The sequence below is a fragment of the Bradyrhizobium sp. AUGA SZCCT0105 genome (genome assembly GCF_018129565.1).
Taxonomy (GTDB): Bacteria; Pseudomonadota; Alphaproteobacteria; order Rhizobiales; family Xanthobacteraceae; genus Bradyrhizobium.
This window is the reverse complement of record NZ_JAFCMK010000010.1, coordinates 45,579-71,257: the sequence shown is the minus strand read 5'-3', so window position 1 is coordinate 71,257 and position 25,679 is coordinate 45,579. Positions and strand designations below refer to the sequence as shown.

Sequence of the window (25,679 nt, the reverse complement as noted above, 5' to 3'; positions counted from 1 at the left end):
TTGGCCGTTACTCCGACGGCCGCGCGCGCTGGCGGTCGTTATAGAGCTTCATGATCGCAGCCGCAGTCTCCTCGATCGAGCGACGCGTCACGTCGAGCAATGCCCAGTTGAATTTCGCACTCAGGCGCCGTGCAAACGCGACTTCGTCGGCCACCGCCTGCTTGTCGATGTAGGTGTCGTTGTCGCGATCGCCCATCGTGAGCAGGCGGTTCTGCCGGACCTGGATCAAGCGCTCCGGCGTCGCATGCAGGCTGACCACCAATGGCTTCTTCAGGGTCTCGAGCTGGTGCGGCAGCGGGATGCCCGGCACCAGCGGCACATTCGCGGTGCGGATGCCGCGGTTGGCGAGATAGATCGAGGTCGGCGTCTTCGATGTGCGGGACACACCGACCAGGACGACGTCGGCGTCCTCGAGGCCTTCGACATGCTGACCGTCGTCATGGATCATCGTGTAATTCAACGCGTCGATGCGGCTGAAATATTCCGCGTTCAGCACATGCTGCGCACCGACGCGTCCGGTCGTCGCGGCACCCAGATACGCCTCGAACAACTGCATCACCGGCCCTATGATCGACAGGCTCGGAACGTTGATCGCCTTGCACTTGCCCTCGAGCCGACCGACCAGATCCTTCTCAAGCAGCGTGAACAGGACAATGCCGGGCGATTCCTCGATCTCGTCGAGCACGCGATCGAGCTGCTTCTGGCTGCGCACCAAAGGATAGACATGCTCGACCGCCGTCACGTTGGCGTATTGCGCGGCGACCGCGCGCGCCACGGTGATCAGCGTCTCGCCGGTCGAATCAGACACCAGATGCAGGTGGAAATAATTGGAGGTCGTCGGCACCGGGGCCCCTGTCTATCCTGTGAATCCCTGTGGAGGTCGAGGAGAAGAATCCGGGTCCGCCGCCAGGTCCCTGTATATCTCGTCCCCTTCTTCACAGCACCGCCGAAAAGGATAAGTCGACGTCATCGGACGGATGATAGTGAACCGCTGTGGATTTGTCTCTTCATAAGCTGGTCACAGAGGTACGCAACCGATTGAGTTGAGCGACAGATTCCGGATATCCGGTCCTGCTGGCCGAAATGTTGAGGGATGTGAACAAGCCCGCAAGAACGGCTGGATTGTTTTGCATGAGTCCAATTCACCGTCACTTAGACTCAAACCTTAGATTCTAAACTTAATTAAGTTTAGGAGAGCCGTGTGAGCGGATATGTATCGGTCCCTCGCAAGCAGAGCTTGGCTCGCAACGCTGAGACCACCCGAGCTGTTCCCTGAAAGGCATCGCCGCGATGTTGTATGACTGGATCAAGGCCCTGCACATCGTTGCCGTGATCTCCTGGATGGCGGGCATGCTCTATCTGCCGCGGCTGTTCGTCTATCATTGTGAGGCCGAGACAGGCTCGAAGCAGTCCGAGACCTTCAAGGTCATGGAGCGGCGGCTTTTGAAGGCGATCATCAACCCCGCGATGATCGTGGCCTGGCTCGCCGGGCTTTATCTGGCCTGGGCCGGACACTGGTACCTATCGGGCTGGTTTCACGTCAAATTTACGCTGGTCCTCATCATGTCGGGTATCCACGGCTTTTTGTCTCGCTGCGTGAAGGATTTCGCCGCCGACCGGAATCAACGTACTCAGAAATTCTATCGCATTATCAACGAGGTGCCGACGCTTCTGATGATCCTGATCGTGATCATGGTGGTCGTGAAGCCGTTCTAGACATCGCGATGTTTAGGACCCATGCTTCAGTCCTTCTTGCGAAGAACGAATCGATTTTCTATATAGGTCCTATCCCACCCCACGCAGGCGGATGTGGTCGCGTTTCGGTTCTTTTCGGGCCGGCGCCGCATCAGGTTTGAAAGCCCAAACGGCACTTTCCTGGCTGAGACCTGCGGACCTTCCTTTGGCGTCCGCTTTTTCCAAGCCACCTCGCACCCCTTCCCTACTTACTTCCTCACAGGACGACCCCGATGCGGGAAATCAAACTCCAGGACCTCAAATCGAAAACGCCGGCCGAGCTCGTCTCGTTCGCGGAAGAGAACGGGGTCGAGAATGCCAGCACCATGCGCAAGCAGGAGCTGATGTTCGCCATTCTCAAAAACCTCGCCGCCGCCGAGACCGACATTGTCGGCGAGGGCGTCGTGGAGGTGCTGTCCGACGGATTCGGCTTCCTTCGTTCGCCCGACGCGAACTACCTGCCTGGTCCCGACGACATCTACGTCTCGCCCTCGCAGATCCGCCGCTTCGGCTTGCGCACCGGCGACACCATCGAAGGGCACATCCGCAGCCCGAAGGAAGGCGAACGCTACTTCGCGCTGCTGAAGGTCAATACGCTCAATTTCGAGGATCCCGAGAAGGCCAAGCACAAGGTCAATTTCGACAACCTCACGCCGCTGTTTCCCAATCAGCGTTTCCGCATGGAGCTTGAGGATTCCACCAAGAAGGATCTCTCTGCCCGCGTGATCGACATCGTCGCGCCGATCGGCAAGGGCCAGCGCGCGCTGATCGTGGCGCCGCCGCGCACCGGCAAGACGGTGCTGATGCAGAACATCGCGCACTCCATCACCGCCAATCATCCCGACTGCTATCTGATCGTACTTCTGATCGACGAGCGTCCGGAAGAAGTCACCGACATGCAGCGCTCGGTGAAGGGCGAGGTGGTGTCGTCGACCTTCGACGAACCCGCCGTGCGTCACGTCCAGGTCGCCGAGATGGTGATCGAGAAGGCCAAGCGTCTCGTCGAACACGGCCGCGATGTCGTGATCCTGCTCGACTCGATTACGCGTCTCGGCCGCGCCTACAACACCGTGGTGCCGTCATCGGGCAAGGTGCTGACCGGCGGTGTCGACGCCAACGCCCTGCAGCGCCCGAAGCGCTTCTTCGGTGCCGCGCGCAACATCGAGGAGGGCGGTTCGCTGACCATCATCGCGACCGCGCTGGTCGATACCGGCAGCCGTATGGACGAAGTCATCTTCGAAGAGTTCAAGGGCACCGGTAACTCCGAACTGATCCTCGACCGCAAGGTTTCGGACAAGCGGACCTTCCCGGCGATCGATATCGCCCGCTCCGGCACCCGCAAGGAGGAGCTCATCACCGATCCGCAGGTGCTGAAGAAGATGTACGTCCTGCGCCGCATCCTCAATCCGATGGGCACCATGGACGCGATCGACTTCCTGCTCGACAAGCTCCGGAACACGAAGAGCAACTCGGAATTCTTCGATTCCATGAACACCTGAGGCCACGGCCAAACCGAATAGGGCGCTCCGCACAAACGGGGCGCCTTTTTCATGCTGCGGATTTACTGCGGTAGGGCGCAGCATGGATAGAGCAGGTTCGGCTCACCGAATATTCACATAACTATCTGATATAATTTACCTTTATACCGTAGAGATTGTGGTCAGGTCGACGGTAGTGCAGCAAAATTGCTGCGCGCTGGGCCGCAACGAGATTAGCTGTGTTGCAGCGCAGCATATTGCGGCACGGCGTGCAAAATGGAAGCGGCATTGCCTTTGCCGATTTGCTGGAAGAAATAGGCAATGCATCCGCGCGACCAGACCATCTTCGCGTTGTCCTCCGGGCGGCCGCCGAGTGCGATCGCCATTGTCAGGTTGTCTGGCCCAATGGCCGAGTCGGTCATTACCGGACTGGCAGGCAAGACGGCGGCCCCGCGGATGGCGACCCGCGCGTTGCTCCGCGATTCGAACCATCAGCCGATCGATGATGCGGTCGTGCTGTGGTTCCCGGGACCGGCGAGTGCGACCGGCGAGGACGTGGCCGAGTTTCATGTCCATGGCGGACGCGCGGTGTTGGCAGCGCTGTTCGATGCGATCGCGGCGTTCGAGAATGTGCGGCCGGCCGAGCCCGGCGAGTTCACCCGGCGGGCGTTCGAGAACGGCAAACTCGACCTGACCGAGGCCGAAGGCCTTGACGATCTGATCCATGCCGATACCGACCGTCAACGGCGCCAGGCGCTGCGCCAGCTGAAAGGGTTGCTCGGCGATCGCGCGCGCGACTGGCGCGAGCGGATCATCGCGGCGTCGGCGCTGATCGAGGCCGGCATCGATTTCTCAGATGAAGGCGATGTGCCGGCAGAGCTGATCGCGCCGGCGCTCGAGAAGATCCGGGCGCTGCATGATGAGATCAAGCAGGTGCTGGCGGGGCAGGGCCAAAGCGAGCGGCTGCGCGACGGCCTGGTGGTCGCGATCGCAGGTCCGCCGAATGTCGGCAAATCGACCCTGATCAATCAGCTCGCCAAGCGCGAGGTCGCGATCGTCTCGCCGCATGCCGGCACCACGCGCGACGTGATCGAAGTGCAGCTCGATCTCGACGGCTATCCAGTCACGGTCATCGACACCGCCGGGATCCGCGAGACCGACGACCCGGTGGAGCAGGAGGGGGTTCGCCGCGCCCGGGCCCGCGCCGCGGAAGCCGATCTTGTGCTGTGGCTGGCCGACAGCCGCGGCGCCAAGGTCGGGCATGGCGGAACGACGCCAACGTGGCTGGTGCGGAACAAGATCGACCTCGTCAGGGCCCCGTCGGGGGACGGGGGCAGTTACCCCGAGTTCCGGATCTCGGCGGCCCGCGGCGACGGCCTCTCCGAACTGATCGCCGCATTGGTCGGTTTCGCTCACGACTATTTCGCAACCAGCGAGGGCGGCCTGATCAGCCGGACGCGGCAGCGCGGAATGCTTGAGGAGACCGTCGAATCTCTTCGGCGTTGCATCGATGTGGTCGGGCAGGGCGAGGAACTCGCCGCCGAGGAACTTCGCAGGGCCGCTTTTTCGCTCGGACGTCTGCTCGGTCGGGTGGATGTCGAGGACATCCTGGACGTCATCTTCCGCGAGTTCTGCGTCGGGAAGTAGCGGGCGGCCGTCTGTTTCACGTGAAACATGGTTTCGATCTGGTTAAGGACACTTTCTCCCGTTTCACGTGAAACAATTGTCGCGGCATGACCGGGCCTGTTTCACGTGAAACAGGTCCGCCCGTTGTTGCGAACGAGGCAGCTTATCCGCCGAATGCTGGGCGAAGGCGGAAGCAACCCAGGCTTGGTTCTCGGACCTGCGACCTAACTTCGTTCTTCCGGCTTTCATCACTCCGCGATAGAAGTCCCGCCATGACTATCAGGGCAGACTCATTTGACGTCATCGTCATCGGCGGCGGCCATGCCGGCTGTGAGGCCGCCAGTGCGGCTGCCCGGATGGGCGCGAAGACGGCCCTGGTGACCCATCGTTTCGCGACCGTCGGCGCGATGTCCTGCAATCCCGCGATCGGCGGGCTCGGCAAGGGCCATCTGGTGCGCGAGGTCGATGCGCTGGACGGTCTGATGGGCCGGGTCGCCGACGCCGGCGGCATCCAGTTCCGCATGCTCAATCGCCGCAAAGGTCCGGCGGTCCGTGGGCCCCGGGCCCAGGCCGACCGCAAGCTCTATGCGGCCGCGATGCAGGCGGCGATCACCGAGACCGCGCATCTCAGCGTCATCGAGGGCGAGGCGGACGAGCTGATTGTCGTCGACGGAGGCGTAACCGGCATTCGCCTGGGCGATGGCCGCCAGCTTTCAGCGGGTGCGGTTGTCATCACCACCGGCACCTTCCTGCGCGGTCTGATTCATCTCGGCGAGAAGAACTGGCCGGCAGGCCGTGTCGGCGAGGCGCCGGCGATGGGTCTGTCTGTCTCGTTCGAACGGGCAGGTTTTGTGCTCGGCCGGCTCAAGACCGGGACGCCACCACGCCTCGACGGCACCACGATCGACTGGTCCGCGGTCGAAATGCAGCCCGGAGACGAGCCGCCGGAGCCGTTTTCGGTCATGACGGACCGGATCACGACTCCGCAAATCCAGTGCGGCATCACCCGCACCACGCCGGCGACCCATGAGGTGATCCGGGCCAATGTGCATCGCTCGCCGATGTATTCCGGCCAGATCAAGAGCTCCGGACCGCGCTATTGCCCCTCGATCGAGGACAAGATCGTCCGCTTTGGCGATCGCGACGGCCATCAGATCTTCCTGGAGCCGGAAGGGCTCGACGACAGCACGGTCTATCCCAACGGCATCTCGACCTCGCTGCCCGAAGAGGTCCAGCTCGCGATCCTCGCCAGCATCCCCGGCCTCGAGCAGGTGAAAATGGTCCGTCCGGGCTACGCAATCGAATACGACCACGTCGATCCCCGCGAGCTCGATCCGACCTTGCAGACCAAGCGTCTGCGCGGGCTTTTCCTGGCCGGCCAGATCAATGGCACCACGGGATATGAAGAGGCTGCGGGGCAGGGCATCGTTGCCGGGCTCAATGCCGCGCTGGCGGCCAGCGGCACCGATCCGATCGTGTTCGACCGCGCTGACGGCTATCTCGGGGTGATGATCGACGACCTCGTGACCCGCGGGATCACCGAACCTTATCGCATGTTCACTTCGCGGGCCGAATACCGGCTGACGCTGCGGGCCGACAATGCCGACCAGCGGCTGACCGATAAGGGCATCGCGCTCGGATGCGTCGGAACGCCGCGCGCGGAACGCCATCGGACCAAGATGGCGGCCCTGGATGCGGCCAAGACCTTGGCGAAGTCGCTTGCGATCACGCCGAATGAGGCGGCCAAGCACGGGCTGGCGCTCAATCGCGACGGTCATCGTCGGTCTGCCTTCGAGCTGCTGGCCTATCCGGAGATCGAGTGGCCCGCGGTGCAGGCGATCTGGCCGGAGCTGTCGGCCATTGACCCTGCGATCGCGGTGCATCTCGAGATCGATGCCAAATACGACGTCTATCTGAAGCGCCAGACTGCCGATGTCGACGCCTTCCGGCGCGACGAGGGCCTGGTCCTGACCGATGTCGACTATGCCGATGTGCCGGGTCTCTCGAACGAAGCGCGCGCCAAGCTGCAGAAGGCGCAGCCGCGGACGGTCGGGCAGGCGGGCCGGATCGACGGCATGACGCCGGCAGCGCTGGGTATTTTAGCGGCGTATCTGCGGCGCGAGGCGCGGCGGAAATCGGCCAAGGCGACCGCCTGACGTTTCACGTGAAACACGCGAGGTGAGCGCCTATCTTTTGTGAAGGCGAATCGATCGACGCGCCGCTCGTCGGCCTCGCGACCGGCTTTCATTACGTCAGACAAACGGCCTGTACCAAGAATGGCTCCAGCCCCGCAATCCGCCGAACTCAGCGTCTCTGCCAAGGACAAGGCCGCAGCGCTCGCGCTCACGCCTGTTTCACGTGAAACAGAGGCACGGCTCGATCGCTACATCGCCCTCCTTTTGGAGTGGCAGGCCAAGACCAATCTCGTCGCGCCCTCCACGCTTCCGAATCTCTGGACGCGGCATGTCTCCGATTCGCTGCAGCTCCTGAGCCTCGCACCCTCAGCAAAATCCTGGGTCGATCTCGGCAGCGGCGGGGGCTTTCCCGGCGTCGTCCTCGCCTGTGCGTTGGCCGAGACACAAGGCGCGCGGATCCATTTGGTTGAGCGAATCGCCAAGAAGGCCGCATTCTTGCGCGAGGCGATACGGGTAACGGCATCACCGGGAACGGTGCATCTGGCTGATATCGGGGATACTGTGGATAGAATCGCAGGTCCCATCGATTGCGTCACCGCGCGGGCGCTGGCTCCGTTACATCAACTCATCGGCTTTGCGGAGCCGTGGGTCAAAAAGGGCGCGAAGGCGCTGTTTTTGAAGGGTCAAGATGTAGAGGCCGAATTGACCGAGGCCACTAAATATTGGATTATTGAGCCAAAGCTACACTCCAGCCGGACCGGCGGACAGGGCTGGATCGTCGAACTCGGGTCAATCGAGCGGCGCTAGGGGACTCCGCAAGAGCAAATGGTATTTTGGTATGACTGTGATGGACGAGGTTTATCAAGAGGATAAGGCGTCCCAGCCGCCTGGCCATCCGCGCATCCTGTCGCTCGCCAACCAGAAGGGCGGCGTCGGCAAGACCACCACAGCGATCAATCTTGGCACCGCACTCGCTGCGATTGGCGAGCGCGTCCTGATCGTCGATCTCGATCCGCAGGGCAACGCCTCGACCGGTCTCGGCATCGATCGCCGCAACCGCAGCTGCTCGACCTACGATGTCCTGATCGGCGAAGCGCCGTTGCGCGATGCCGTGGTCGCGACCGCCGTGCCGCGGCTGCACATCGCCGCCTCCACCATGGATCTCTCCGGCCTCGAGCTCGAGCTCGGCACCACGCCGGGCCGCGCCTTCCGGCTGCGCGATGCGATCGCCGGGCTGAACAACAATGTCTCGCCGGAAGCCGACTACACCTATGTGCTGATCGACTGCCCGCCCTCGCTCAATCTGCTTACCGTGAATGCGATGGCAGCGTCGGATGCGATCCTGGTGCCGCTGCAATGCGAGTTCTTCGCGCTCGAAGGTCTGTCGCAATTGCTGCAGACCGTTGAGCAGGTGCGCTCGACGCTCAATCCGACCCTGTCGATCCACGGCATCGTGCTGACCATGTTCGACTCGCGCAATAACCTGTCCAACCAGGTGGTTGCCGACGTGCGCCAGTTCATGGGCAACAAGGTCTACGACACCATGATCCCGCGCAACGTGCGCATCTCGGAAGCGCCGTCCTACGGCAAGCCGGTGCTGGTCTACGATCTTAAATGCGCCGGCAGCGATGCGTATCTCAAGCTCGCCACCGAAGTGATCCAGCGCGAGCGCGAGCTGCGCGCGCATTGACGATGTGGTGGATGGGCGCCGTGAAGCGAACCCCATCATTGCACACAATGAGAGCGATGGGTTTCGCTGCGCGCGGCCCATTCGACGATTCTGAAATTCAAGTCTGGAGTACTGCGTGTGAATCCAAGGGAGCTCGCAACAATGGCCGATGAAGCGCGTTCGCGACTGGGGCGCGGGCTGGCAAGCCTGATCGGAGATGTCGGCGGCGAGGCGGCCGCGCATGTCGAGCGGCCGCGCACGCAGCGCAAGGTGCCGATCGAATTCCTCGAGGCCAACCCGCGCAATCCGCGGCGCAGCTTCGCCGACACGGAGCTCGGCGAACTCGCCGATTCGATCAAGGCGCGTGGCGTGATCCAGCCGATCGTGGTGCGCGCCATCAAGGGCGTGCAGGACCGCTACGAGATCATCGCCGGCGAACGCCGCTGGCGCGCCTCGCAGCTCGCAGGCCTGCATGAAGTGCCGATCGTGCCGGTCGAGGTCTCTGATTCCGACGCGCTCGAGATCATGATCATCGAGAACGTCCAGCGCGAAGACCTCAACGCGATGGAAGAGGCGCTGGGCTATCACGCGCTCGCCGACGAGTTCAAACGCAGCCAGGAGGACATCGCCAAGATCGTCGGCAAGAGCCGCAGCCATGTCGCCAACATGATGCGGCTGACCAAGCTTCCCGCCGAGGTGCAGGCGCTGATCTCGAAGGGCGATCTCTCCGCCGGCCACGCCCGCGCGCTGATCGGCGTGCCCGATCCGCTCACCGCCGCGAAGCGCATCGTCGCCGAGGGCCTCAACGTGCGCCAGGCCGAGGCGCTGGCGCATGAGGAGGGCGTGCCGGAGCGCAAGCCGCAGAAGCCGCGGAGCAGCGCGGCGAAGGTCGACAAGGACGCCGACACGCTGGCGCTGGAGAAGCGCGTCAGCGATGCGCTCGGCCTTGCCGTCACCGTCAGCCATCGCGATCCCGGCGGCACGGTCCAGATCAGCTACCGCAACCTCGAGCAGCTCGACGAGGTGGTGCGGCGGCTGGAAGGCGGTTAGCCCGCCGACATCTGTCTCCGTCATTGCGAGGAGCGACAGCGACGAAGCAATCCATCTTTCCGAGCATGCGGGAAGATGGATTGCTTCGCCTCGCTCGCAATGACGTCACTCCAAAATCGTGTCTCACCCCCGTCGCTTCGCATTCGCCGCGATCGAGAGCAGCGCGCGCTGCGCGATCACGGCGGCGAGCGCGGCCTGCTTGCGCATGTCGAGCGCCGCGGTCGCGAGCTGATCGATCACGGCCACCAGCCGCGGCGGCGTGAAATTGCGCAGCGCGACCTCGACCGCCGGCTTGCGCGAGAAATGCAGGCGCGGAAATCCGCCTTCGAGCACGGCTGACGCCGGCGTGCCGTCCGCGATCGTGAGCGCCGATTTATGCAGCCACGCCGCCTGGCGCTGCGCGGCCGAGATGATCACGCCGGGATAGGTGCCGGCGACCATTGCCTTGGTGAACTCGCTTTCGACCAACGCGGCGTTGCCGGCGAAGGCGCCGTCGACGATCGGATCGAGCTTCAGCTCGGAGGCGTCGGAGACCACGGTCATCACGTCGTCGAGCGTGATCTCGCCCTTGCCATGCGCGAACAACGCGAGCTTGCGCAGCTCGTTGCGCGAGGCCATGCGGTCGCCGCCGAGCAGCGACATCAGCACCGCGCGCGCGTCCTGCGCGAGCCGCAGGTTGGAGACGCGCAGCTCGTCCTCGATCAGCTTGGTCAGATCGCGTTCGGTGTCGGGATAGCAGCCGATCGCCACCGCAGTCCTGGCGCGCTCGCAGATCTTGCGCAGCGGCGATTCCGGCCTGAGCTCGCCGGCCTCGATCACGATGCGGCAATCCCTGAGTGCTGGGGTCTCGGTCAGCGTCTCGACGCCGCTTGCGAAATTGCGCGAGCCGGCGCGGACGCGGATGGCGCGGCGGCCGCCGAACAGGGGCACTGTCATGGCCTCATCGACCAGCCGCGATGGTTCGGGGGCGAGATCGTCGCCATCGAGTCGCACCAGCGAGAATGGATCGTTGGGATCGTCGACGGCGGAGGCCATCAGCGCGTCGGCGCGTTCGCGCACCAGGCCGAGGTCCGGGCCGTAAAGCAGGATGATCGGGCGACCGGCGTCAGGCCGGGCGAGGAAGCTGTCGATCTCTTTTCCGCGAAGCGCGACCAATGCGGCGATCAGGTCCCGGCTGAGAAGAAGGAGGCGAGGCGGGTCTGGATGTTGTCGGCGATCTCCTGCGCGGCGCGGTCCTCGGCGTCACGGAGGGCGCGGGTACGGGCGAAGCGCTGATACGAGCCCGGCATGTCGTAGGACACACGCGAGAACGTGGTGCCGGTCATGACCGACTTGTTCGACGCGATCTCGATCAGGTTGAACTGGGCATCGATGCCGTAGTTCTCGCTGGTCGGCAGCGCGGTGGTCGGATCGATCATCAGCGAGGAGCGGCTGGTATAGAAGCGCAGCACCAGCCGGTGCGTCGGCGGTGCGCCGGTGGCGGTGCCGTAGAGCTTGAAGGCGAGGGCGTTGCGAACCTCGACGCCGACCCGGGCCTCGCGGGACGCGTTCGCCTTGTCGACCGGGGGAACCTCGACGCCCATCAGCTTTTCGCGCAAGGCGGACGACTGGCCGTCGAGGGTGCGCTCGGCATACATCGGCTGGAAGCAACCAGCCGTCAGCGCGGCCAAGGCTGCCACGGCCACGAGCCGGGCGGCGATCCTGATCCTAGCCGACAACATTGACGATCCTCATGGGCACCACGATCACCTTGCGGACGGGTTTGCCGCCCAGTGCGGCTTTTACCGCATCGAGCGCCAAAACGGCAGCCTCTATATCCGCATTTTGCGCCGCCCGTGGCACGGTAACATCACCTCGTTTTTTACCGTTGACCTGGACGACCAGGGTCACGCTGTCTTCGACCAGCAAATCGCGTTCGATTTGCGGCCAATCGGCCTCGGAAACCAGCCCGGACTGGCCTAGAACCACCCAGCACTCCTCGGCCAAATGCGGCATCATCGGCGAGAACAGCTGAACCAGGATGGTCGCGGCCTCTTTCACCGCCCAGGCGACGTCCGGCGCCGGCTTGTCGCCTTTCGCCAGCACCTCGGACAGCGCATTGGCGAATTCGCGGATATGGGCGAGGCAGACATTGAAATGCAGCCGCTCGATCCCGGACGACACCTTGTCGAGCGCGCCATGGGCCGCCTTGCGCAACGCCAGCGCCTCGGGCCCGAAGGTGCCGGGCCGGGCCGCCGACGCCAGCTTGGCGATCTCGGCCGATTCGTTCACCAGCCGCCACAGCCGCTGCACGAAGCGCGAGGCGCCCTGCACACGCTCATCGCTCCAGATCACGTCGCGGTCCGGCGGCGAGTCCGACAGCATGAACCAGCGCGCCACGTCGGCGCCGTAGCTTGCGATGATGTCGTCGGGGTCGACGGTGTTCTTCTTCGACTTCGACATCTTCTCGATCGGGCCGATCTCGATGTCCTCGCCGGTCGCCATCAGCACCGCGCGGCGGCCGTTGCCGCCGACCTCGATCTTCACCTCGGCCGGCGTGACCCAGCTGCCGTCGGCCTTCTGGTAGGTCTCGTGCACCACCATGCCCTGGGTGAACATGCCGGCGAACGGCTCGCTCATGTCGATGTGGCCGGTCGCCTTCATCGCGCGGGTGAAGAAGCGGCTGTAGAGCAGATGCAGGATCGCGTGCTCGACGCCGCCGATATACTGGTCGACCGGCATCATCCGGTTGGCGACCGCGGGCGTGGTCGGCGCGGTCGCGTTCCATGGATCGGTGAAGCGCGCAAAGTACCACGACGAGTCCACGAAGGTGTCCATCGTGTCGGTCTCGCGCACCGCCTTGCCGCCGCACTTCGGGCACGTGACGTGCTTCCAGGTCGGATGATGGTCGAGCGCGTTGCCCGGCCTGTCGAAGTTGACATCCTCCGGCAGCGTCACCGGCAACTGGTCGTCGGGCACCGGCACCACGTCGCATGTCGGACAATGGATGACGGGAATCGGGCAGCCCCAATAGCGCTGGCGCGAAATGCCCCAGTCGCGCAGCCGGAAATTCACCTGCCGCTCGCCGACCGGCGAATTCCCGCGCAGCTCGGCTTCCAGCCGTTTCGCAACCTCTTCCTTCGCCTCGTCGATGGTCATGCCGTCGAGGAAGCGGGAATTGATCATGCGGCCGTCACCGTCATAGGCGGTGTCGGTGATGAAGAACGTCTTCGGGTCCTGGCCCTCGGGGCAGACCACCGGCACGTTGCCGAGGCCGTATTTGTTGACGAAGTCGAGGTCGCGCTGGTCATGCGCCGGGCAGCCGAAGATGGCGCCGGTGCCGTATTCCATCAGCACGAAGTTCGCGACATAGACCGGCAGCTTCCAGCTCGGATCGAACGGATGCACCGCCTTGATGCCGGTGTCGAAACCCTGCTTCTCGGCGGTGTCGATGATCGACTGCGCGGTGCCGATCTTCTTGATGTCGGCGATGAACTCGGCGAGCTCCGGATTCTTCGCGGCCGCCGCCTGCGCCAGCGGATGATCCGCCGAGATCGCCATGAATTTTGCGCCGAACAGCGTGTCCGGCCGCGTCGTGAAGATCTTCAGCTCGCTCTCGCCGGCCGGTGTGGTCGCCGGATCCAGCGCGAAGCGGATCAACAGGCCCTCGGAGCGGCCGATCCAGTTGCGCTGCATCAGCCGCACCTTGTCGGGCCAGCGGTCCAGGCCGTCCAGCGCCTCCAGCAGCTCCTGCGCGTACTTCGTGATCTTGAAGACCCACTGGCTCATTTCCCGCTGCTCGACAACGGCGCCGGAACGCCAGCCGCGGCCGTCGATCACCTGCTCGTTGGCGAGCACGGTCATGTCGACCGGATCCCAGTTCAGCTTGCGCTTCTCGCGCTCGGCGAGGCCGGCGCGCAGCATGTCCAGAAACATCTTCTGCTGATGCTTGTAGTAGCTGGGGTCGCAGGTCGCGAACTCCCGGCTCCAGTCGAGCGACAGCCCGATCGACTTGAGCTGCTTCTTCATCGCGGCGATGTTGTCGTAGGTCCAGGCCTTCGGCGCCACCTTGCGCTCGATCGCGGCGTTCTCCGCCGGCAGGCCGAACGCGTCCCAACCCATCGGGTGCAGCACGTTGAAGCCCTTGGCGCGCATGAAGCGGGCCAGCACGTCGCCGAGCGTGTAGTTGCGGACATGGCCGATATGGATGCGCCCCGACGGGTACGGGAACATTTCGAGCACGTAGTATTTCGGCCGCGGATCGTCGTTCTTGGAGGCGAAGATCGCCTTTTCGTCCCAGGTGGCTTGCCAGCGGGGTTCGGATTCACGGGCGTTGTAGCGTTCGGCGGTCATGAAATCGCAGGGATTCTGGGTGGCTTTGGGTGGTTTTCGGGTCCCATCCGGGGACGGCGGACTAGGCCATAAAATCGCCCATGGGGTCAACGGCTTGGGGGCTGCCAAATGCTCATGGCCTGCCGTCGGTACAGCGGGGAAGGGTGAGGGTCGCCACACGGCAGCCCGCTAGGAACCGATCCGGTGTCGTCACCCGGCTTGACCGGGTGACCCAGTATTCCAGAGACGTTTATACTTGAACCGAGAGGCCGCGGCGTACTGGATCGCCCGGTCGAGCCGGGCGATGACAGCGTGATATGGGGCCCGATTTCGCGTCCTCGCGACATGTTTTGTCCGAGTTTTGCCGTTCGTTCCGCCCGCTCCTTGATCAGAGGTACTAACTCGCCAGCGCCATCCCGGCTTCATCCAGCGTCTGCAAGAAGCCGTGCTCGATCACGGCATTCCTGCCGCGGCGTTTGGCGGCGTAGAGGGCGGCGTCCGCCGCCTCGATCAGATCGCCGGGGCGCTGGGTTTCGTTCGGCTTGGTCGTGGCGACGCCGACGCTGACGGTGACGACGCAATGGCTGGAAGGCGCATGCGGCACGGCGAGGCCGAGGATTGCGGTGCGCACCGTTTCGCCGATCGCGAGTGCGTGCGCGGCGTCGGTGTTCGGCAGCAATAGACAAAATTCCTCGCCGCCGTAGCGGCCGGCAAAGCCCATGGTGTCGGCGGCGATCCCGGCCAGCGTCTCGCCGATCCGGGTCAGGCAGACGTCGCCTTCGGGATGGCCGTAGGTGTCGTTGTAGAGCTTGAAGTGATCGACATCGATCATCATCAGCGACAGCTCGCATTCATATTGCTGCGCCCGCATCCACTCGAAATCGAGCCGGCTCTGGAAGCCGCGGCGGTTGGCGAGGCCGGACAGCGCATCGATCGAGGCCATCACGGTGAGACGATCGTTGGAGGCGACGAGCTCACGCTCGCGCTGGCTGAGCTGCGCCGCCATCGCGTTGAAGGCGCGCGCCAGCGGCACGAATTCCGACGGCAGCTTGTGCTTGGCAACGCGCGCCGACCAGTCGCCCTCGCCGAACCGACGCGCCATGCTGGTCATCAGCTCGATCGGATGGATGACGAGCCGCTCCGCGCCGACCAACGCGCCGAGCAGCACAAAAAGGCAGACGAAGCCGAGTTGCAGATAGGCGGTGCGGATCTCGCGGCTGATCGCCGCCGTCACCTTGGCCTCATCCATGCTCACGATCAGACGGGATTGCGTTCCGGCGATGCGGGCGAAGCTCAGCGTGCGCTGCGCGCCGTCGGACGCCGTGAACGACACCGAGCCTGACGGCTCGTCGTAGCTCAGCGCCTTCTCCGCGATCGCCGACATCAAGGGGATGGTGTCGAGCGAGCGGCCGATCAGGCTCGCATGATCGGTGGGGGCTGCGACCACGACGCCGGTCGAGTCGACGAGAACCGCCGACATGCCGGGCTGGCCGCCGAGATTGCCCATGATCTGCGACAGCCAGTCGATGTTGATGCCGGCGACGACGATGGAGTCGAGCTCCGGATTGATCGCGGCCACCGGATAGGCGGCCATCATCATCGGCCGGCCGTTGGTCCTGCCGCGCAGATAGTCGCTGAACACGAAGCCGCGGTTGTCCTGCGCCTTCTTGAAATATTCGCGGTCGCCGAGATTGAGTCCGACCTGGCTGTTGAGCGTCGAACACTGCACGAGACCGTCCCTGGAGACGAACATGATGCTGCGGATCCACGGCAGCACCGTCGGCAGGCTGGCGCGCAGCACCTCGCAGCTCTGCCCGATGCCACCGGAGGCGCGGATATAGGCGGCCGATTTCAGCATGGTCTCGACCGAGGAGACCACCTCGCGCTGGGTTTCGGCGGCGTGCGCGGTGAGGTTGGCATAGCCGGCCGCGGCCTGCGCGATCTGCGTCGAGCGGAAATTCTCCAGCGTGCGGACGCGATCGAGCATCAAGGGCGCGACCAGCATCACCGCAAGCAAGGCGAGCCGGGCGCGAATGCCCAGAACCTTCTTGAGTTTGACCCGGTTGCGGTTGAAAGTGACGCCCGACATTCTGGTCCCTTGCCCGGGCGCAAGGTAGAGTGAAGGGCTTCAAAAAGCCTTTCCCGAATTTGGTAAAATTCGAGCCAACCCCCCGCGCCTGTCAGAGAACGGCACAAGCATGACACAAAGCCCGACCGCGCCGTTATCGGCTGATTCACCACACGGCCTCGCCGCCGTGGAGCAGGAGATCGCGCATGCCTGCAAGGAAGCGCGGCGCGACCGCGCCTCAGTGACCTTGATCGCGGTGTCGAAGACATTCGCGGCCGACGCAATTTTGCCGATTATTCGCGCCGGACAGCGCGTATTTGGCGAAAACCGCGTGCAGGAGGCCAAGGGCAAGTGGCCGGAATTAATCCAGGCTCATCCGGGACTGCAGCTGCATCTGATCGGGCCGTTGCAGTCGAACAAGGCCAAGGAAGCGGTGGCGCTGTTCGATGCGATCCATTCGGTCGACCGCGCCAGCATTTGCGAAGCGTTAGCCAAGGAAATCAAAAATCAAGGGAAGCATCCGGAGCTGTTCGTCCAGATCAATACCGGCGAGGAGCCGCAGAAGGCCGGCGTCGCGCCGCAGGACGCGGATGCCTTCATCGCGGCATGCCGCGACAAATATGGCCTGCAGATTTCAGGACTGATGTGCATCCCGCCGGTCGACCAGGCCCCGGCGCCGCATTTCGCGCTGTGCGCCAAGATCGCCGCGCGCAATGGGCTGACAAATCTCTCGATGGGCATGAGCGCGGATTTCGCGGTGGCGATCCAGATGGGCGCGACCCATGTGCGCGTGGGCTCGGCGATCTTCGGGACGCGGACGGTGGTGCACAACTAACGTCGTCCTGGCGAAAGCCAGGACCCATACGCCGCGGCCATCGCAAAGGGCACGCGGCGAGACCTTCATCTTGCAAGTGACAGCGGTGGTAATGGGTCCTGGCCTTCGCCAGGACGACGGCGGTGTGTGCGGCTCGCGCACGGCTCACGCGAACTTCACCGACACGTTTCCGATCGCGCCGAAATCGGCTGCGAACACGTCGCCGGCCTGAATCGGCAGCGGCGGATGGCAGGTACCGGTGGTGACGACCTCGCCTGCACGCAAGGTCAGGCCGAGCGCGCGCAGCTCGTTGGCGCACCAGGCGAGGGCTGCGCGGGGATCGCCGAGCACGTTCTTGCCGTGGCCGATGTAGCGCTCGCCGCGCAGCGTGATGGCCGGGCGCTCCTCGACCAGATCGATCGCACGCCAGTCGGCCGATGTTGCGGGTCCGAGCACGAACAGATGTGCGCAGGCATTGTCGGCGATCAGCTGCGCCTCGCCGGCGGATGTAAAATCGGTGAAGCGCGAATCCGGAATCTCGATCGCGGGATGAAGCGTGCCGACCGCATCGAGCACTTCGCCGACGCCGTACGGTGTCGCGCGCGGCGCGAGATCACGTGCCATGCGGAAGGCGTATTCCGGCTCGCCGACGCACATCGCGTTGCCCTTCATGGATGCGGTGCCGCCATCTGCGATCAATGTTTCGGCGAGGATGCGTCCGGCCAGCGGGCCTGCGACATTGATATGCTTCTGGCCGGCCGCGCTGGTCGCCGCGATCTTCCAGCCGAACAGCTTTTCGCGCGATGTCCTTTCCAGCTGAGCCTGCACCGCGTAACCCTCGGTGCGGTCGCGCGGCCGCATGGCGCCATCGAGCGCGGCGAGTTTCGTTCCCGCGTGCCAGTGATCGTGCAGGACCTTGGCGGCAGCGGCGATCTGGTTGTTGTCGAGCATGCGGTTTCGTCCCTGCGGGAATTTTCTGTGTTGCGCATGATCTCAGCACAAGCGCGTCGCGTTTGTCGCGTGGGAAAACCGATGCTCAGCTATTCCAGAACTTTACCCGATGATGATCCTGGTCTGCGGCGACATCCGCCGCAGCAGCCGCAGCATCGACGCCTTGGTCATCGAGACGCAGCCCGCGGTCGGCCCGAAATTCGGTCGCGCCAGATGCAGGAACACGGCGCTGCCGCGGCCGGCGATGCGCGGTGCGGCGTTGTGGTCGATCTCGACAATGAAGTCGTAGAGGTGATCCTCGCGCGTCAGGCGGTCGCCGCCCTGCTCGCGGTCGAGCCGGATCGGCTGGTTGTAATGGCGATCGGCGGGGTCCTCGCACCAGGCGTCCTCGCGGCGGATCGGCCGCACCGGCAGGAAGGTCACGGGACGCCGGTGCCGGTCGGCGCGCCACCAGAGCTGCTTGGGGTGGAAGATGCCGCGTGGCGTGCCGCCGTCGCCCTCGCGCTTGTTGGCGAGGATTCCGCCGCGCCCAAGCGCCACCGGAACGGTCCAGCCATCGGCGGTCAGCCAGCCCCGGCGCGGGTCGCCGGCGGCGCTGCGGACCTCGATGGCGGAGAGCGGGCGATCACGTTTCACTGTCATATAAGTGATTGAAATAGCTGGTCTTCCTTTAAGAATCGTTCAAAACTGAACTTGCCTTGGACGGTTCGATCATTCTATCTCCCGGCATTACAGGACATTCACGTCCTGCCCCGCCGGATTTGAGGTAGACTGCGCTGCCTTGTGAATCGGTAACGACGGCCTACCTGAGCACGTATCTAGCCGATGCTACGGCCATAAGCGCCCCCCGCTTCTGACCGCCCCGCCCCCGAAGGATTGTACCTATGGCCAATGCCCGCAAGATCTTGATCGTGGATGACGATACCGATCTGCGCGATACGCTGGTCGAGCAGCTGTCCCTGCACGAGGAATTCGAAGCCTCCGCAGTCGACACCGGCGCCAAGGGCGCCACTGCCGCCAAAGCCAATTCTCCCGATCTGGTCCTGATGGATGTCGGCCTGCCCGACACCGACGGCCGCGAAGTGGTCCGCAGCCTGCGCAAGGGCGGTTTCAAGGCCCCGATCATCATGCTGACCGGCCACGACACCGATTCCGACACCATCCTTGGCCTCGAAAGCGGCGCCAACGACTATGTGGCAAAACCCTTCCGCTTCGCGGTGCTGCTGGCCCGGATCCGGGCGCAGCTGCGCCAGCACGAGGCCAGCGAGGACGCGGTGTTCTCGGTCGGCCCCTACTCGTTCCGGCCCGGCTCGAAGATGCTCACCGGCGCCAATGCCCGCAAGGTGCGGCTGACCGAGAAGGAAACCGCGATCCTGCGCTTCCTCTACCGCGCCGGCCAGATGCCGGTGTCGCGCGAGACCCTGCTCCAGGAAGTCTGGGGCTACAATTCCGGCGTCACCACCCACACGCTGGAAACCCACATCTACCGCCTCCGCCAGAAGATCGAGAAGGACGCCGCCAACCCCGAAATCCTGGTGACGGAAGCCGGTGGCTACAAGCTGGTGCCGTGATACGCTCCGCGCTCAACGATTCGTGAAATCGAGGCGCACCGCGGTTACCGGCCCTGAATGTCGATCGATGATGACGTAGCCCTGCTCGAGCAGGTCCCGACGATGCGTCTGTTGGGCGACAGCTCCTTGCGCATGCTGGCGATCGGCTCCGAGCAACGCGATTTCAACGCAGGCGAGGTGCTGTTCAAGACCGGCGACACGGCCGATGCCGGCTACGTCGTGCAGCGCGGCACGTTCCGGGTCGAGGAAGGCGGCGCCGAGATCATCGCCGGCCACGGCGCGCTGATCGGCGAGCTCGCATTGATCGTCGCGATGAAGCGGCCCTCGACCGCGACCGCGCTGGAGCGCGGCTCGGTGATCCGCGTCGCGCGCAGCCTGTTCCAGCGCGTGCTGGAAAGCGATCCGGCCGCCGCCCGCCGCCTGCGCGACGAACTCGCGCTCCGCACCAGCCAGCTCGCGAGCGATATTTTGATCGCGGGCGGGAAGCTGAGCACGTAGCCGCTGTCTATTGATCCGTCACCCTGAGGAGCGCGCTCTTGCGCGCGTCTCGAAGGGTCGACGGCCACCAGCCGGGCCGATTCATCCTTCGAGGCTCGCTCCGCTCGCGCCTCAGGATGACGGTGCTCAGGCTGACGCCGCGTCTAAACCTCCATCACCGCCGTGACAGGCACGTGGTCCGACGGCCGCTCCCAGCTGCGGGCGTCGCGGGTGATCTTGAAATCGCTGACTTGATCCTTCAGCGCGCGCGAGACCCAGATGTGGTCGAGCCTGCGGCCGCGGTCGCCGACGGTCCAGTCCGCGGCGCGATAGCTCCACCAGGTGTAGACCTTTTCCGACATCGGGATCCGCTCGCGCGCGATGTCGAACCATTCGCCATGCGCTTGCGCCGCGAGCAGCTTCTCGGTCTCGACCGGCGTGTGCGAGACCACCTTCAACAGCTGCTTGTGCGACCACACGTCGTTCTCGTGCGGCGCGACGTTGAGGTCGCCGACCAGGATGTGACGGTCGTCGCCGCGCGGATGCAGCGGCTCGCAGGCTTTCATCTCGTCGAGGAATTGCAGCTTGTGCTCGAACTTCGGATTGAGCGCGGGATCGGGAATGTCGCCGCCGGCCGGCACGTAGAAATTATGCAGCACCAGCGGCTTTGAGAGCTGCGCCTTCTCGCCGAAGGACACCGAGATGTGCCGGGAGTCGATCTTGTCGCAGAACGTCCTGATGTCGGTGGTCTCGAACGGCAGGCGCGAGACGATGGCGACGCCGTGATAGCCCTTCTGTCCGTTCAGCGCGATGTGCTCATAACCGAGCCGCTTGAAGCGCTTCAGCGGAAACGCATCGTCGATGCATTTGGTCTCCTGCAGGCACAGCACATCTGGCCGCGCGCTCTTCAGGAATTTGGCGACGATGTCGATGCGCAGGCGCACCGAGTTGATGTTCCAGGTGGTGACGGAGAACCGCATGAGAGGTGCGTCTTAGCACGGTTCTCGGTGCGGGTTAGCGCTTTGTCCACAAGCAAGCGCCTGTAGGATGGGTAGAGCGAAGCGAAACCCATCATCTCAATCAGCGGCACGAAGCCCATGGGTTTCGCTGCGCTCTACCCATCCTACGCAAACAGGCTAACCCGGCGAAGAACCCGGATAGGTCGTGAAGTCGATCTTGAACAGCCCCGGATCGGGCTTCTGCGTCGCGTCGAGATTGTAGACTGCAACTGTCGTGTCGTAGCCCTGCGGATCGGTGACGGTCCACTGCTTGAGCTTGCCGTCCTTGGCGCCGATCATCAGCAGGAAGCGGCTGGTGCCGACCAGCGCCTGCTTCTCCTCGATCGTGATGCTGACGAACACGTCGTCGGCCGTGACGCTGACGACGTTGGTGTCCTTCATCAGGTCGATGCGGTCCGACAGCAGATAGCGCAGCGGGGTCTGCGACAGCGGATAGATGTCCTGGGTGGCGAGCCTGCGGTCGCGCACTGCGACCGACGAGCCGTCGGCGATCACCTCGATGGTGCTCGGATTGTCATATTCGAAGCGCAGCTTGCCGGGCTTCTGGATGTAGAAATCGCCCTTGGTCTTGGTGCCGTCGGGACCAACCTGGACGAAATTCCCGACCAGCGTCTGCAGCGACGACAGATAGGCCGAGACCTTGGCGGCCTGAGCCTTCTGGTTGGCGTCGAAGGTCTGGAAGATGTTGGCGGGCACGTTGCGGCGCGGATCGGGAATCACCGGGTCCGGCGGTGCCTGGGTGGCGCCCGTGGTGGCCGGGCCCTTGTCCGCATTGCTCTGCGCGCCGGCGTCCTTGGCCTTCGGCGCAGCCTTCGGCCCCGCGTTGGCTACGGGTTTCGGCGTCGCCGGCGCATTCTGCGCAGCCGCGCCGCCGGCGATCGCGGCGGTGACGAGAAGAGCCAGCGCAGTGCGCGTGCCGCGGTCAATGAGATGTTTTGCCATCAGATATGTCAGGTCTCTGTTCGACGCTCGTCCCGCTTCGCCGGATTTTATCCCGCCTCTTCCGAGGGAGATATGGTTTTTCCGTGATGATCGCCCCCGATCAGAACTGGCCCTCTTCCTCCCCGACCAGGATTTCGCGCTTTCCGGCGTGATTCGCCGGGCCGACGATGCCCTCAAGTTCCATCCGCTCCATCAGCGAGGCGGCGCGGTTGTAGCCGATCTGCAGCCGGCGCTGGATGTAGGAGGTCGACGCCTTGCGGTCGCGCTTGACGATCGCAACCGCCTGCGTGAACAGATCGCCGCCGCCGTCGCCACCCATGCCGGTGGCATCGAACACGGCGCCGTCCTCGTCGGTCGGCTCTTCCGCGGTGACGGCTTCGAGATACTCCGGCTGGCCCTGCGTCTTGAGGTGACGCACCACCTTCTCGACTTCCTCGTCCGATGCGAACGGGCCGTGCACGCGGCTGATGCGGCCGCCGCCTGCCATATAAAGCATGTCGCCCTGGCCGAGCAGCTGCTCGGCGCCCATCTCGCCCAGAATGGTGCGGCTGTCGATCTTCGACGTCACCTGGAAGGCGATGCGGGTCGGGAAGTTCGCCTTGATCGTGCCGGTGATGACGTCGACCGACGGACGCTGCGTGGCGAGGATCACATGGAGGCCGGCGGCGCGCGCCATCTGCGCGAGGCGCTGCACCGCGCCTTCGATGTCCTTGCCGGCGACCATCATCAGGTCGGCCATTTCGTCGACGATGATAACGATGTAGGGAAGCGGCTCGAGGTCGAGCTTCTCTTCCTCGTAGATCGCCTTGCCGCTCTCCTTGTCGAAACCGGTGTGCACGGTGCGCGTCAGCTCTTCGCCCTTGGCCTTGGCTTCGACGAGGCGCGCATTGTAGCCGTCGATGTTGCGCACGCCGAGCTTGGCCATCCGCTTGTAGCGTTCCTCCATCTCGCGCACGGCCCATTTCAGCGCGACAACGGCCTTCTTCGGGTCGGTGACGACGGGCGTCAAGAGATGCGGGATGCCGTCATAGACGGAGAGTTCGAGCATCTTCGGGTCGACCATGATCAGGCGGCACTGATCCGGACGCAGCCGGTAGACCAGGCTCAGGATCATGGTGTTGATCGCGACCGATTTGCCGGAGCCGGTGGTGCCGGCGATCAGCATATGCGGTGTGCGCGCGAGGTCGATGATGACGGGATCGCCGCCGATCGTCTTGCCGAGGCACAGCGGCAGCTTCGCAACCGAATCGACGCTTTCCTTGGCGACCAGGAGTTCGCGCAGATAGACCTTCTCGCGATGCGCGTTCGGCAGCTCGATGCCGATCGCGTTGCGGCCGGCGACCACGGCGACGCGGGCCGACAGCGCGCTCATCGAACGGGCGATGTCGTCGGACAATCCGATCACGCGCGACGACTTGATGCCGGGCGCGGGCTCCAGCTCGTACAGCGTGACCACCGGGCCCGGATTGGCCTTGACGATCTCGCCACGCACGCCGAAGTCCTGCAGCACGCCTTCCAGCGAACGCGAATTGGCTTCAAGCTCGGCCTTGCTCAGCGGCTGGCGATCGCTCGCCTTCGGCGCACTGAGGACCGAGACCGACGGCAGCTCGAACTTGTCGGAGTTCTTCTTCTTCGGCTTCGGCTCGGCCTTCTTGCGCGGGGCGCGGGCGGCGGGAGCTTCCTCCTCGTTATCCTCTTCTTCCTCGTCGTCGAAAGCCTCGGCTTCGTCTTCGTCGTGGTCGTCAGCCGCGGGCGCGATCGAGGGCGCCGCGCGGCCGCCGCCGATATTGGGCTCCTGGCGCTCGAACGCCGCACTGCTGCGGCCCTGCGATCCGCTCGACACCAGCGATTTGTAGGCGGTGGTGAACAGCCAGCCGAGCCGTGCTTTCGCGCTCATCAGCGCATGGAACAGCCAGCCCAGCGAGACCGAGCTGCGGTCGTTGTCTTCATCCTCGACGAACGGCTCGTCGTCGTCAGCGATCGGCGTCAACTCCTCGTCCTCTTCCTTGGCGCCCCAGCCGCAGGCGAACAGGAAGCTAGCTGCCATCGCGACAAACAGGATCAGGCCGAGCACGACGCGATAGAGGAAGCCGGGCGGCCCGAACACGACAGCCGGCGCACGCAGCAGCGCGTCGCCGACCACGCCGCCGAGCCCGGTCGGCAGCGGCCATGACGTATTGTGCGGCCAGCAGCTGGCAAAACCCGCCGCGATCACCGTGCACAGGATCCAGCAGCCGAGCCGCAATGCCTCGCGGTCGAACGGACGATGCGTCAGCATCCGCCAGCCCCAGACTGCGACCGGCAGCAACAGCATGATGGCGCCGAGGCCGAGAATCTGCATCAAGAGGTCGGCGCCGATCGCGCCGGGATAGCCGAGCACGTTGCGGATCGCGCGCGAGGTGGCGTGGCTGAGCGACGGATCCTGCACCGACCAGGTCATCAGCGCGGCGGTGATGGCGCCCGACAGCGCGATCAGGCCGAGCCCGGTGAGTTCGCGCAGCCGTCGCGCCAGCGCCTCGCGCAGCGAGAGCGGCAGATGGCCGACCAGGGGGATGACACGTTCGATCGCTGGCATACTCAATCTTCGCGCTTCGCGATTAACCCAGGGTTTCGACCAGGCGATGCATCGCCTCGGCCGTCGATTCACTGTCGGAGACCAGCGCAAGGCGGATATAGCCCTCGCCCGGATTGGAACCGTCGTTCTGCTCACGCGCCAGGTAGCTGCCCGGAATCACGCGAACGCCGGCGTCGCGATAGAGTCTGACGGTCACCGCCTCGTCGCTGCCGCGATCGGAGACGTCGAGCCAGACGCAGAAGCCGCCGGCGGGACGCTTGTAGCCGTAGCGGTTGCCGAGGATCTGGTCGGCGAAATCGAACTTGATGCGATAGAGCCTGCGATTCTCCTCGACATGCGCCTCGTCGCCATAGGCGGCGACCGCGACATGTTGCAGCGGCACCGGCACCTGCGGCGCGGCGACATTGCGCAGCTCAAGGAACGCGGCGAGAAACTTCCGGTCGCCGGCGGCGAAGCCGACCCGCATGCCCGGCAGGTTCGAGCGCTTCGACAGCGACTGGAACGCAACGACATTGCGGAAATCGGGACCGGCGCATTCCAGCATGCTGCCCGGAGCCTCGCGGGTATAGATCTCCGAGTAGCACTCGTCAGACAGGATCATGAAGCCGAACCGGTCGGCGAGTTCTTTCAGCCGCGCGAAATAGGCGCGCGAGGCGACCGACCCTTGCGGGTTCGCCGGCGAGGCGATGAAGAACGCGACGGTGCGGGCCCATGTCGCCTCGTCGATCGTATCAAGGTCGGGCAGGAAACCGTTGGCGAGCGTGGTCGGCAGATGGATCTGCTCGCAGCCGGCCGCGCGCGCGCCGGCGCCATAGGCCGGATAAAACGGATTCGGCATCAGGATCGCCGGCCGGCCCTTGCGCGGGGCAACGTGGCGCGCGGCTGTGATCGCCGCAAAGAACAGCCCCTCGCGGCTGCCGTTCAGCACCAACACTTCGCTCTCCGGATCGACCGGACGCGGCAATTGGAACCGGCTTCCCAGCCAGGTCGCGACCGCGCGGCGGAACGGCTCGATGCCCTTGGCCATCGGGTAGCGGCCGAACTCGGCGGTGTGCTTCGCCAGCACCGGCCCGACGAAGTCGGGCACGGGATGCTGCGGCTCGCCGACCGACAGTGTAATCAAGGGCTTAGCCGGCTGGTACGGCGCCAGCAATTCGGTGGTTCGCACGAATGGGGAGCGCTCGGCCTGGCCGGCGGATGTGGCATCGGCGGCGCCCTGCGCCACGCCGGATGAGGCGGTCATTGCCATGGTTGAAAAG

Annotated in this window: 22 protein-coding genes; 10 read left to right on the top strand and 12 right to left on the bottom strand. The window is 64.5% G+C overall.

The genetic code is table 11. The features are described 5' to 3' along the window. Positions 1–7: 7 nt before the first annotated feature. Positions 8–844 (bottom strand): pyruvate, water dikinase regulatory protein, encoded by an 837-nt coding sequence (locus tag JQ573_RS33845; protein ID WP_212312755.1) that lies wholly within the window; start codon positions 842–844, stop codon positions 8–10. A 449-nt stretch (positions 845–1,293) separates the two neighbouring features. Between JQ573_RS33845 and hemJ the strand changes: the two genes are divergently transcribed. Together hemJ and rho are read left to right on the top strand one after the other, a co-directional pair. Further along, positions 1,294–1,716 (top strand): protoporphyrinogen oxidase HemJ, encoded by a 423-nt coding sequence (gene hemJ, locus JQ573_RS33840; RefSeq protein ID WP_212313001.1) that lies wholly within the window; start codon positions 1,294–1,296, stop codon positions 1,714–1,716. 251 nt (positions 1,717–1,967) lie between these two features. Next, a complete protein-coding gene (rho, locus tag JQ573_RS33835) occupies positions 1,968–3,233 on the top strand; it encodes a transcription termination factor Rho (RefSeq protein WP_028341998.1) in 1,266 nt (421 codons plus the stop codon). Between the two features lie 212 nt (positions 3,234–3,445). On the opposite strand, the gene JQ573_RS33830 is transcribed toward rho, so the two are convergent. Next, a complete protein-coding gene (locus tag JQ573_RS33830; RefSeq protein ID WP_249132639.1) occupies positions 3,446–3,598 on the bottom strand; it encodes a hypothetical protein in 153 nt (50 codons plus the stop codon). Between JQ573_RS33830 and mnmE the strand changes: the two genes are divergently transcribed. The 5 genes from mnmE to JQ573_RS33805 all read left to right on the top strand — a co-directional run bounded on the left by mnmE (position 3,534) and on the right by JQ573_RS33805 (position 9,692). Further along, complete coding sequence (gene mnmE / locus JQ573_RS33825) at positions 3,534–4,859, top strand: tRNA uridine-5-carboxymethylaminomethyl(34) synthesis GTPase MnmE (protein WP_212312769.1); 1,326 nt, start codon at positions 3,534–3,536, stop codon at positions 4,857–4,859. The two genes, JQ573_RS33830 and mnmE, sit on opposite strands and share 65 nt — an antisense overlap. Before the next feature lie 251 nt (positions 4,860–5,110). Continuing rightward, entirely contained in the window at positions 5,111–6,994 is a 1,884-nt protein-coding gene (gene mnmG, locus JQ573_RS33820) for a tRNA uridine-5-carboxymethylaminomethyl(34) synthesis enzyme MnmG (RefSeq protein WP_212312771.1), read from the top strand. Between the two features lie 120 nt (positions 6,995–7,114). Then, entirely contained in the window at positions 7,115–7,780 is a 666-nt protein-coding gene (rsmG, locus tag JQ573_RS33815; RefSeq protein ID WP_212312773.1) for a 16S rRNA (guanine(527)-N(7))-methyltransferase RsmG, read from the top strand. A 31-nt stretch (positions 7,781–7,811) separates the two neighbouring features. Then, positions 7,812–8,663, top strand: coding sequence for a ParA family protein (locus JQ573_RS33810; RefSeq protein WP_212312775.1), 852 nt, complete (start codon positions 7,812–7,814; stop codon positions 8,661–8,663). Positions 8,664–8,804: 141 nt separating this feature from the next. Further along, positions 8,805–9,692 carry a ParB/RepB/Spo0J family partition protein gene (locus JQ573_RS33805; RefSeq protein WP_212312776.1) on the top strand — a complete coding sequence of 296 codons (888 nt, stop codon included), beginning with the start codon at positions 8,805–8,807 and terminating at the stop codon, positions 9,690–9,692. Between the two features lie 123 nt (positions 9,693–9,815). Here JQ573_RS33805 and holA read toward each other — a convergent pair whose 3' ends face one another. From holA to JQ573_RS33785, 4 genes are all read right to left on the bottom strand, one after another. After that, positions 9,816–10,847 (bottom strand): DNA polymerase III subunit delta, encoded by a 1,032-nt coding sequence (gene holA / locus JQ573_RS33800; protein WP_212312778.1) that lies wholly within the window; start codon positions 10,845–10,847, stop codon positions 9,816–9,818. Between the two features lie 8 nt (positions 10,848–10,855). Beyond that, complete coding sequence (lptE, locus tag JQ573_RS33795) at positions 10,856–11,413, bottom strand: LPS assembly lipoprotein LptE (protein WP_097676204.1); 558 nt, start codon at positions 11,411–11,413, stop codon at positions 10,856–10,858. Beyond that, complete coding sequence (leuS, locus tag JQ573_RS33790; RefSeq protein WP_212312781.1) at positions 11,400–14,024, bottom strand: leucine--tRNA ligase; 2,625 nt, start codon at positions 14,022–14,024, stop codon at positions 11,400–11,402. The genes lptE and leuS overlap by 14 nt, the downstream gene beginning before the upstream one ends. 376 nt (positions 14,025–14,400) lie before the next feature. Then, the gene (locus tag JQ573_RS33785) at positions 14,401–16,092 is read right to left on the bottom strand and encodes a diguanylate cyclase domain-containing protein (protein WP_212312783.1); all 1,692 of its coding nucleotides are present in this window, start codon (positions 16,090–16,092) and stop codon (positions 14,401–14,403) included. Between the two features lie 109 nt (positions 16,093–16,201). On the opposite strand from JQ573_RS33785, the gene JQ573_RS33780 reads away from it, so the two are divergent. Continuing rightward, entirely contained in the window at positions 16,202–16,906 is a 705-nt protein-coding gene (locus JQ573_RS33780; RefSeq protein WP_212312785.1) for a YggS family pyridoxal phosphate-dependent enzyme, read from the top strand. Positions 16,907–17,050: 144 nt separating this feature from the next. Here JQ573_RS33780 and JQ573_RS33775 read toward each other — a convergent pair whose 3' ends face one another. Further along, positions 17,051–17,836: a 2-keto-4-pentenoate hydratase gene (locus JQ573_RS33775; protein WP_212312787.1), complete on the bottom strand. Its 786-nt coding sequence runs from the start codon at positions 17,834–17,836 to the stop codon at positions 17,051–17,053. A gap of 102 nt (positions 17,837–17,938) precedes the next feature. After that, entirely contained in the window at positions 17,939–18,478 is a 540-nt protein-coding gene (locus JQ573_RS33770) for a L,D-transpeptidase (RefSeq protein ID WP_212312789.1), read from the bottom strand. Positions 18,479–18,720: 242 nt separating this feature from the next. On the opposite strand from JQ573_RS33770, the gene JQ573_RS33765 reads away from it, so the two are divergent. Next, the gene (locus JQ573_RS33765; protein WP_016841446.1) at positions 18,721–19,407 is read left to right on the top strand and encodes a response regulator transcription factor; all 687 of its coding nucleotides are present in this window, start codon (positions 18,721–18,723) and stop codon (positions 19,405–19,407) included. Between the two features lie 57 nt (positions 19,408–19,464). Continuing rightward, positions 19,465–19,905, top strand: coding sequence for a Crp/Fnr family transcriptional regulator (locus tag JQ573_RS33760; RefSeq protein WP_212312791.1), 441 nt, complete (start codon positions 19,465–19,467; stop codon positions 19,903–19,905). Positions 19,906–20,048: 143 nt separating this feature from the next. On the opposite strand, the gene JQ573_RS33755 is transcribed toward JQ573_RS33760, so the two are convergent. The 4 genes from JQ573_RS33755 to JQ573_RS33740 form a co-directional block, all read right to left on the bottom strand. After that, the gene (locus tag JQ573_RS33755; RefSeq protein ID WP_212312793.1) at positions 20,049–20,864 is read right to left on the bottom strand and encodes an exodeoxyribonuclease III; all 816 of its coding nucleotides are present in this window, start codon (positions 20,862–20,864) and stop codon (positions 20,049–20,051) included. Between the two features lie 156 nt (positions 20,865–21,020). Continuing rightward, positions 21,021–21,845: an outer membrane lipoprotein carrier protein LolA gene (locus tag JQ573_RS33750; RefSeq protein ID WP_212312795.1), complete on the bottom strand. Its 825-nt coding sequence runs from the start codon at positions 21,843–21,845 to the stop codon at positions 21,021–21,023. A gap of 100 nt (positions 21,846–21,945) precedes the next feature. Beyond that, entirely contained in the window at positions 21,946–24,426 is a 2,481-nt protein-coding gene (locus JQ573_RS33745) for a DNA translocase FtsK (protein ID WP_212312797.1), read from the bottom strand. Between the two features lie 16 nt (positions 24,427–24,442). Further along, positions 24,443–25,669 carry an aminotransferase class I/II-fold pyridoxal phosphate-dependent enzyme gene (locus JQ573_RS33740; protein ID WP_212312799.1) on the bottom strand — a complete coding sequence of 409 codons (1,227 nt, stop codon included), beginning with the start codon at positions 25,667–25,669 and terminating at the stop codon, positions 24,443–24,445. Positions 25,670–25,679: the final 10 nt, after the last annotated feature.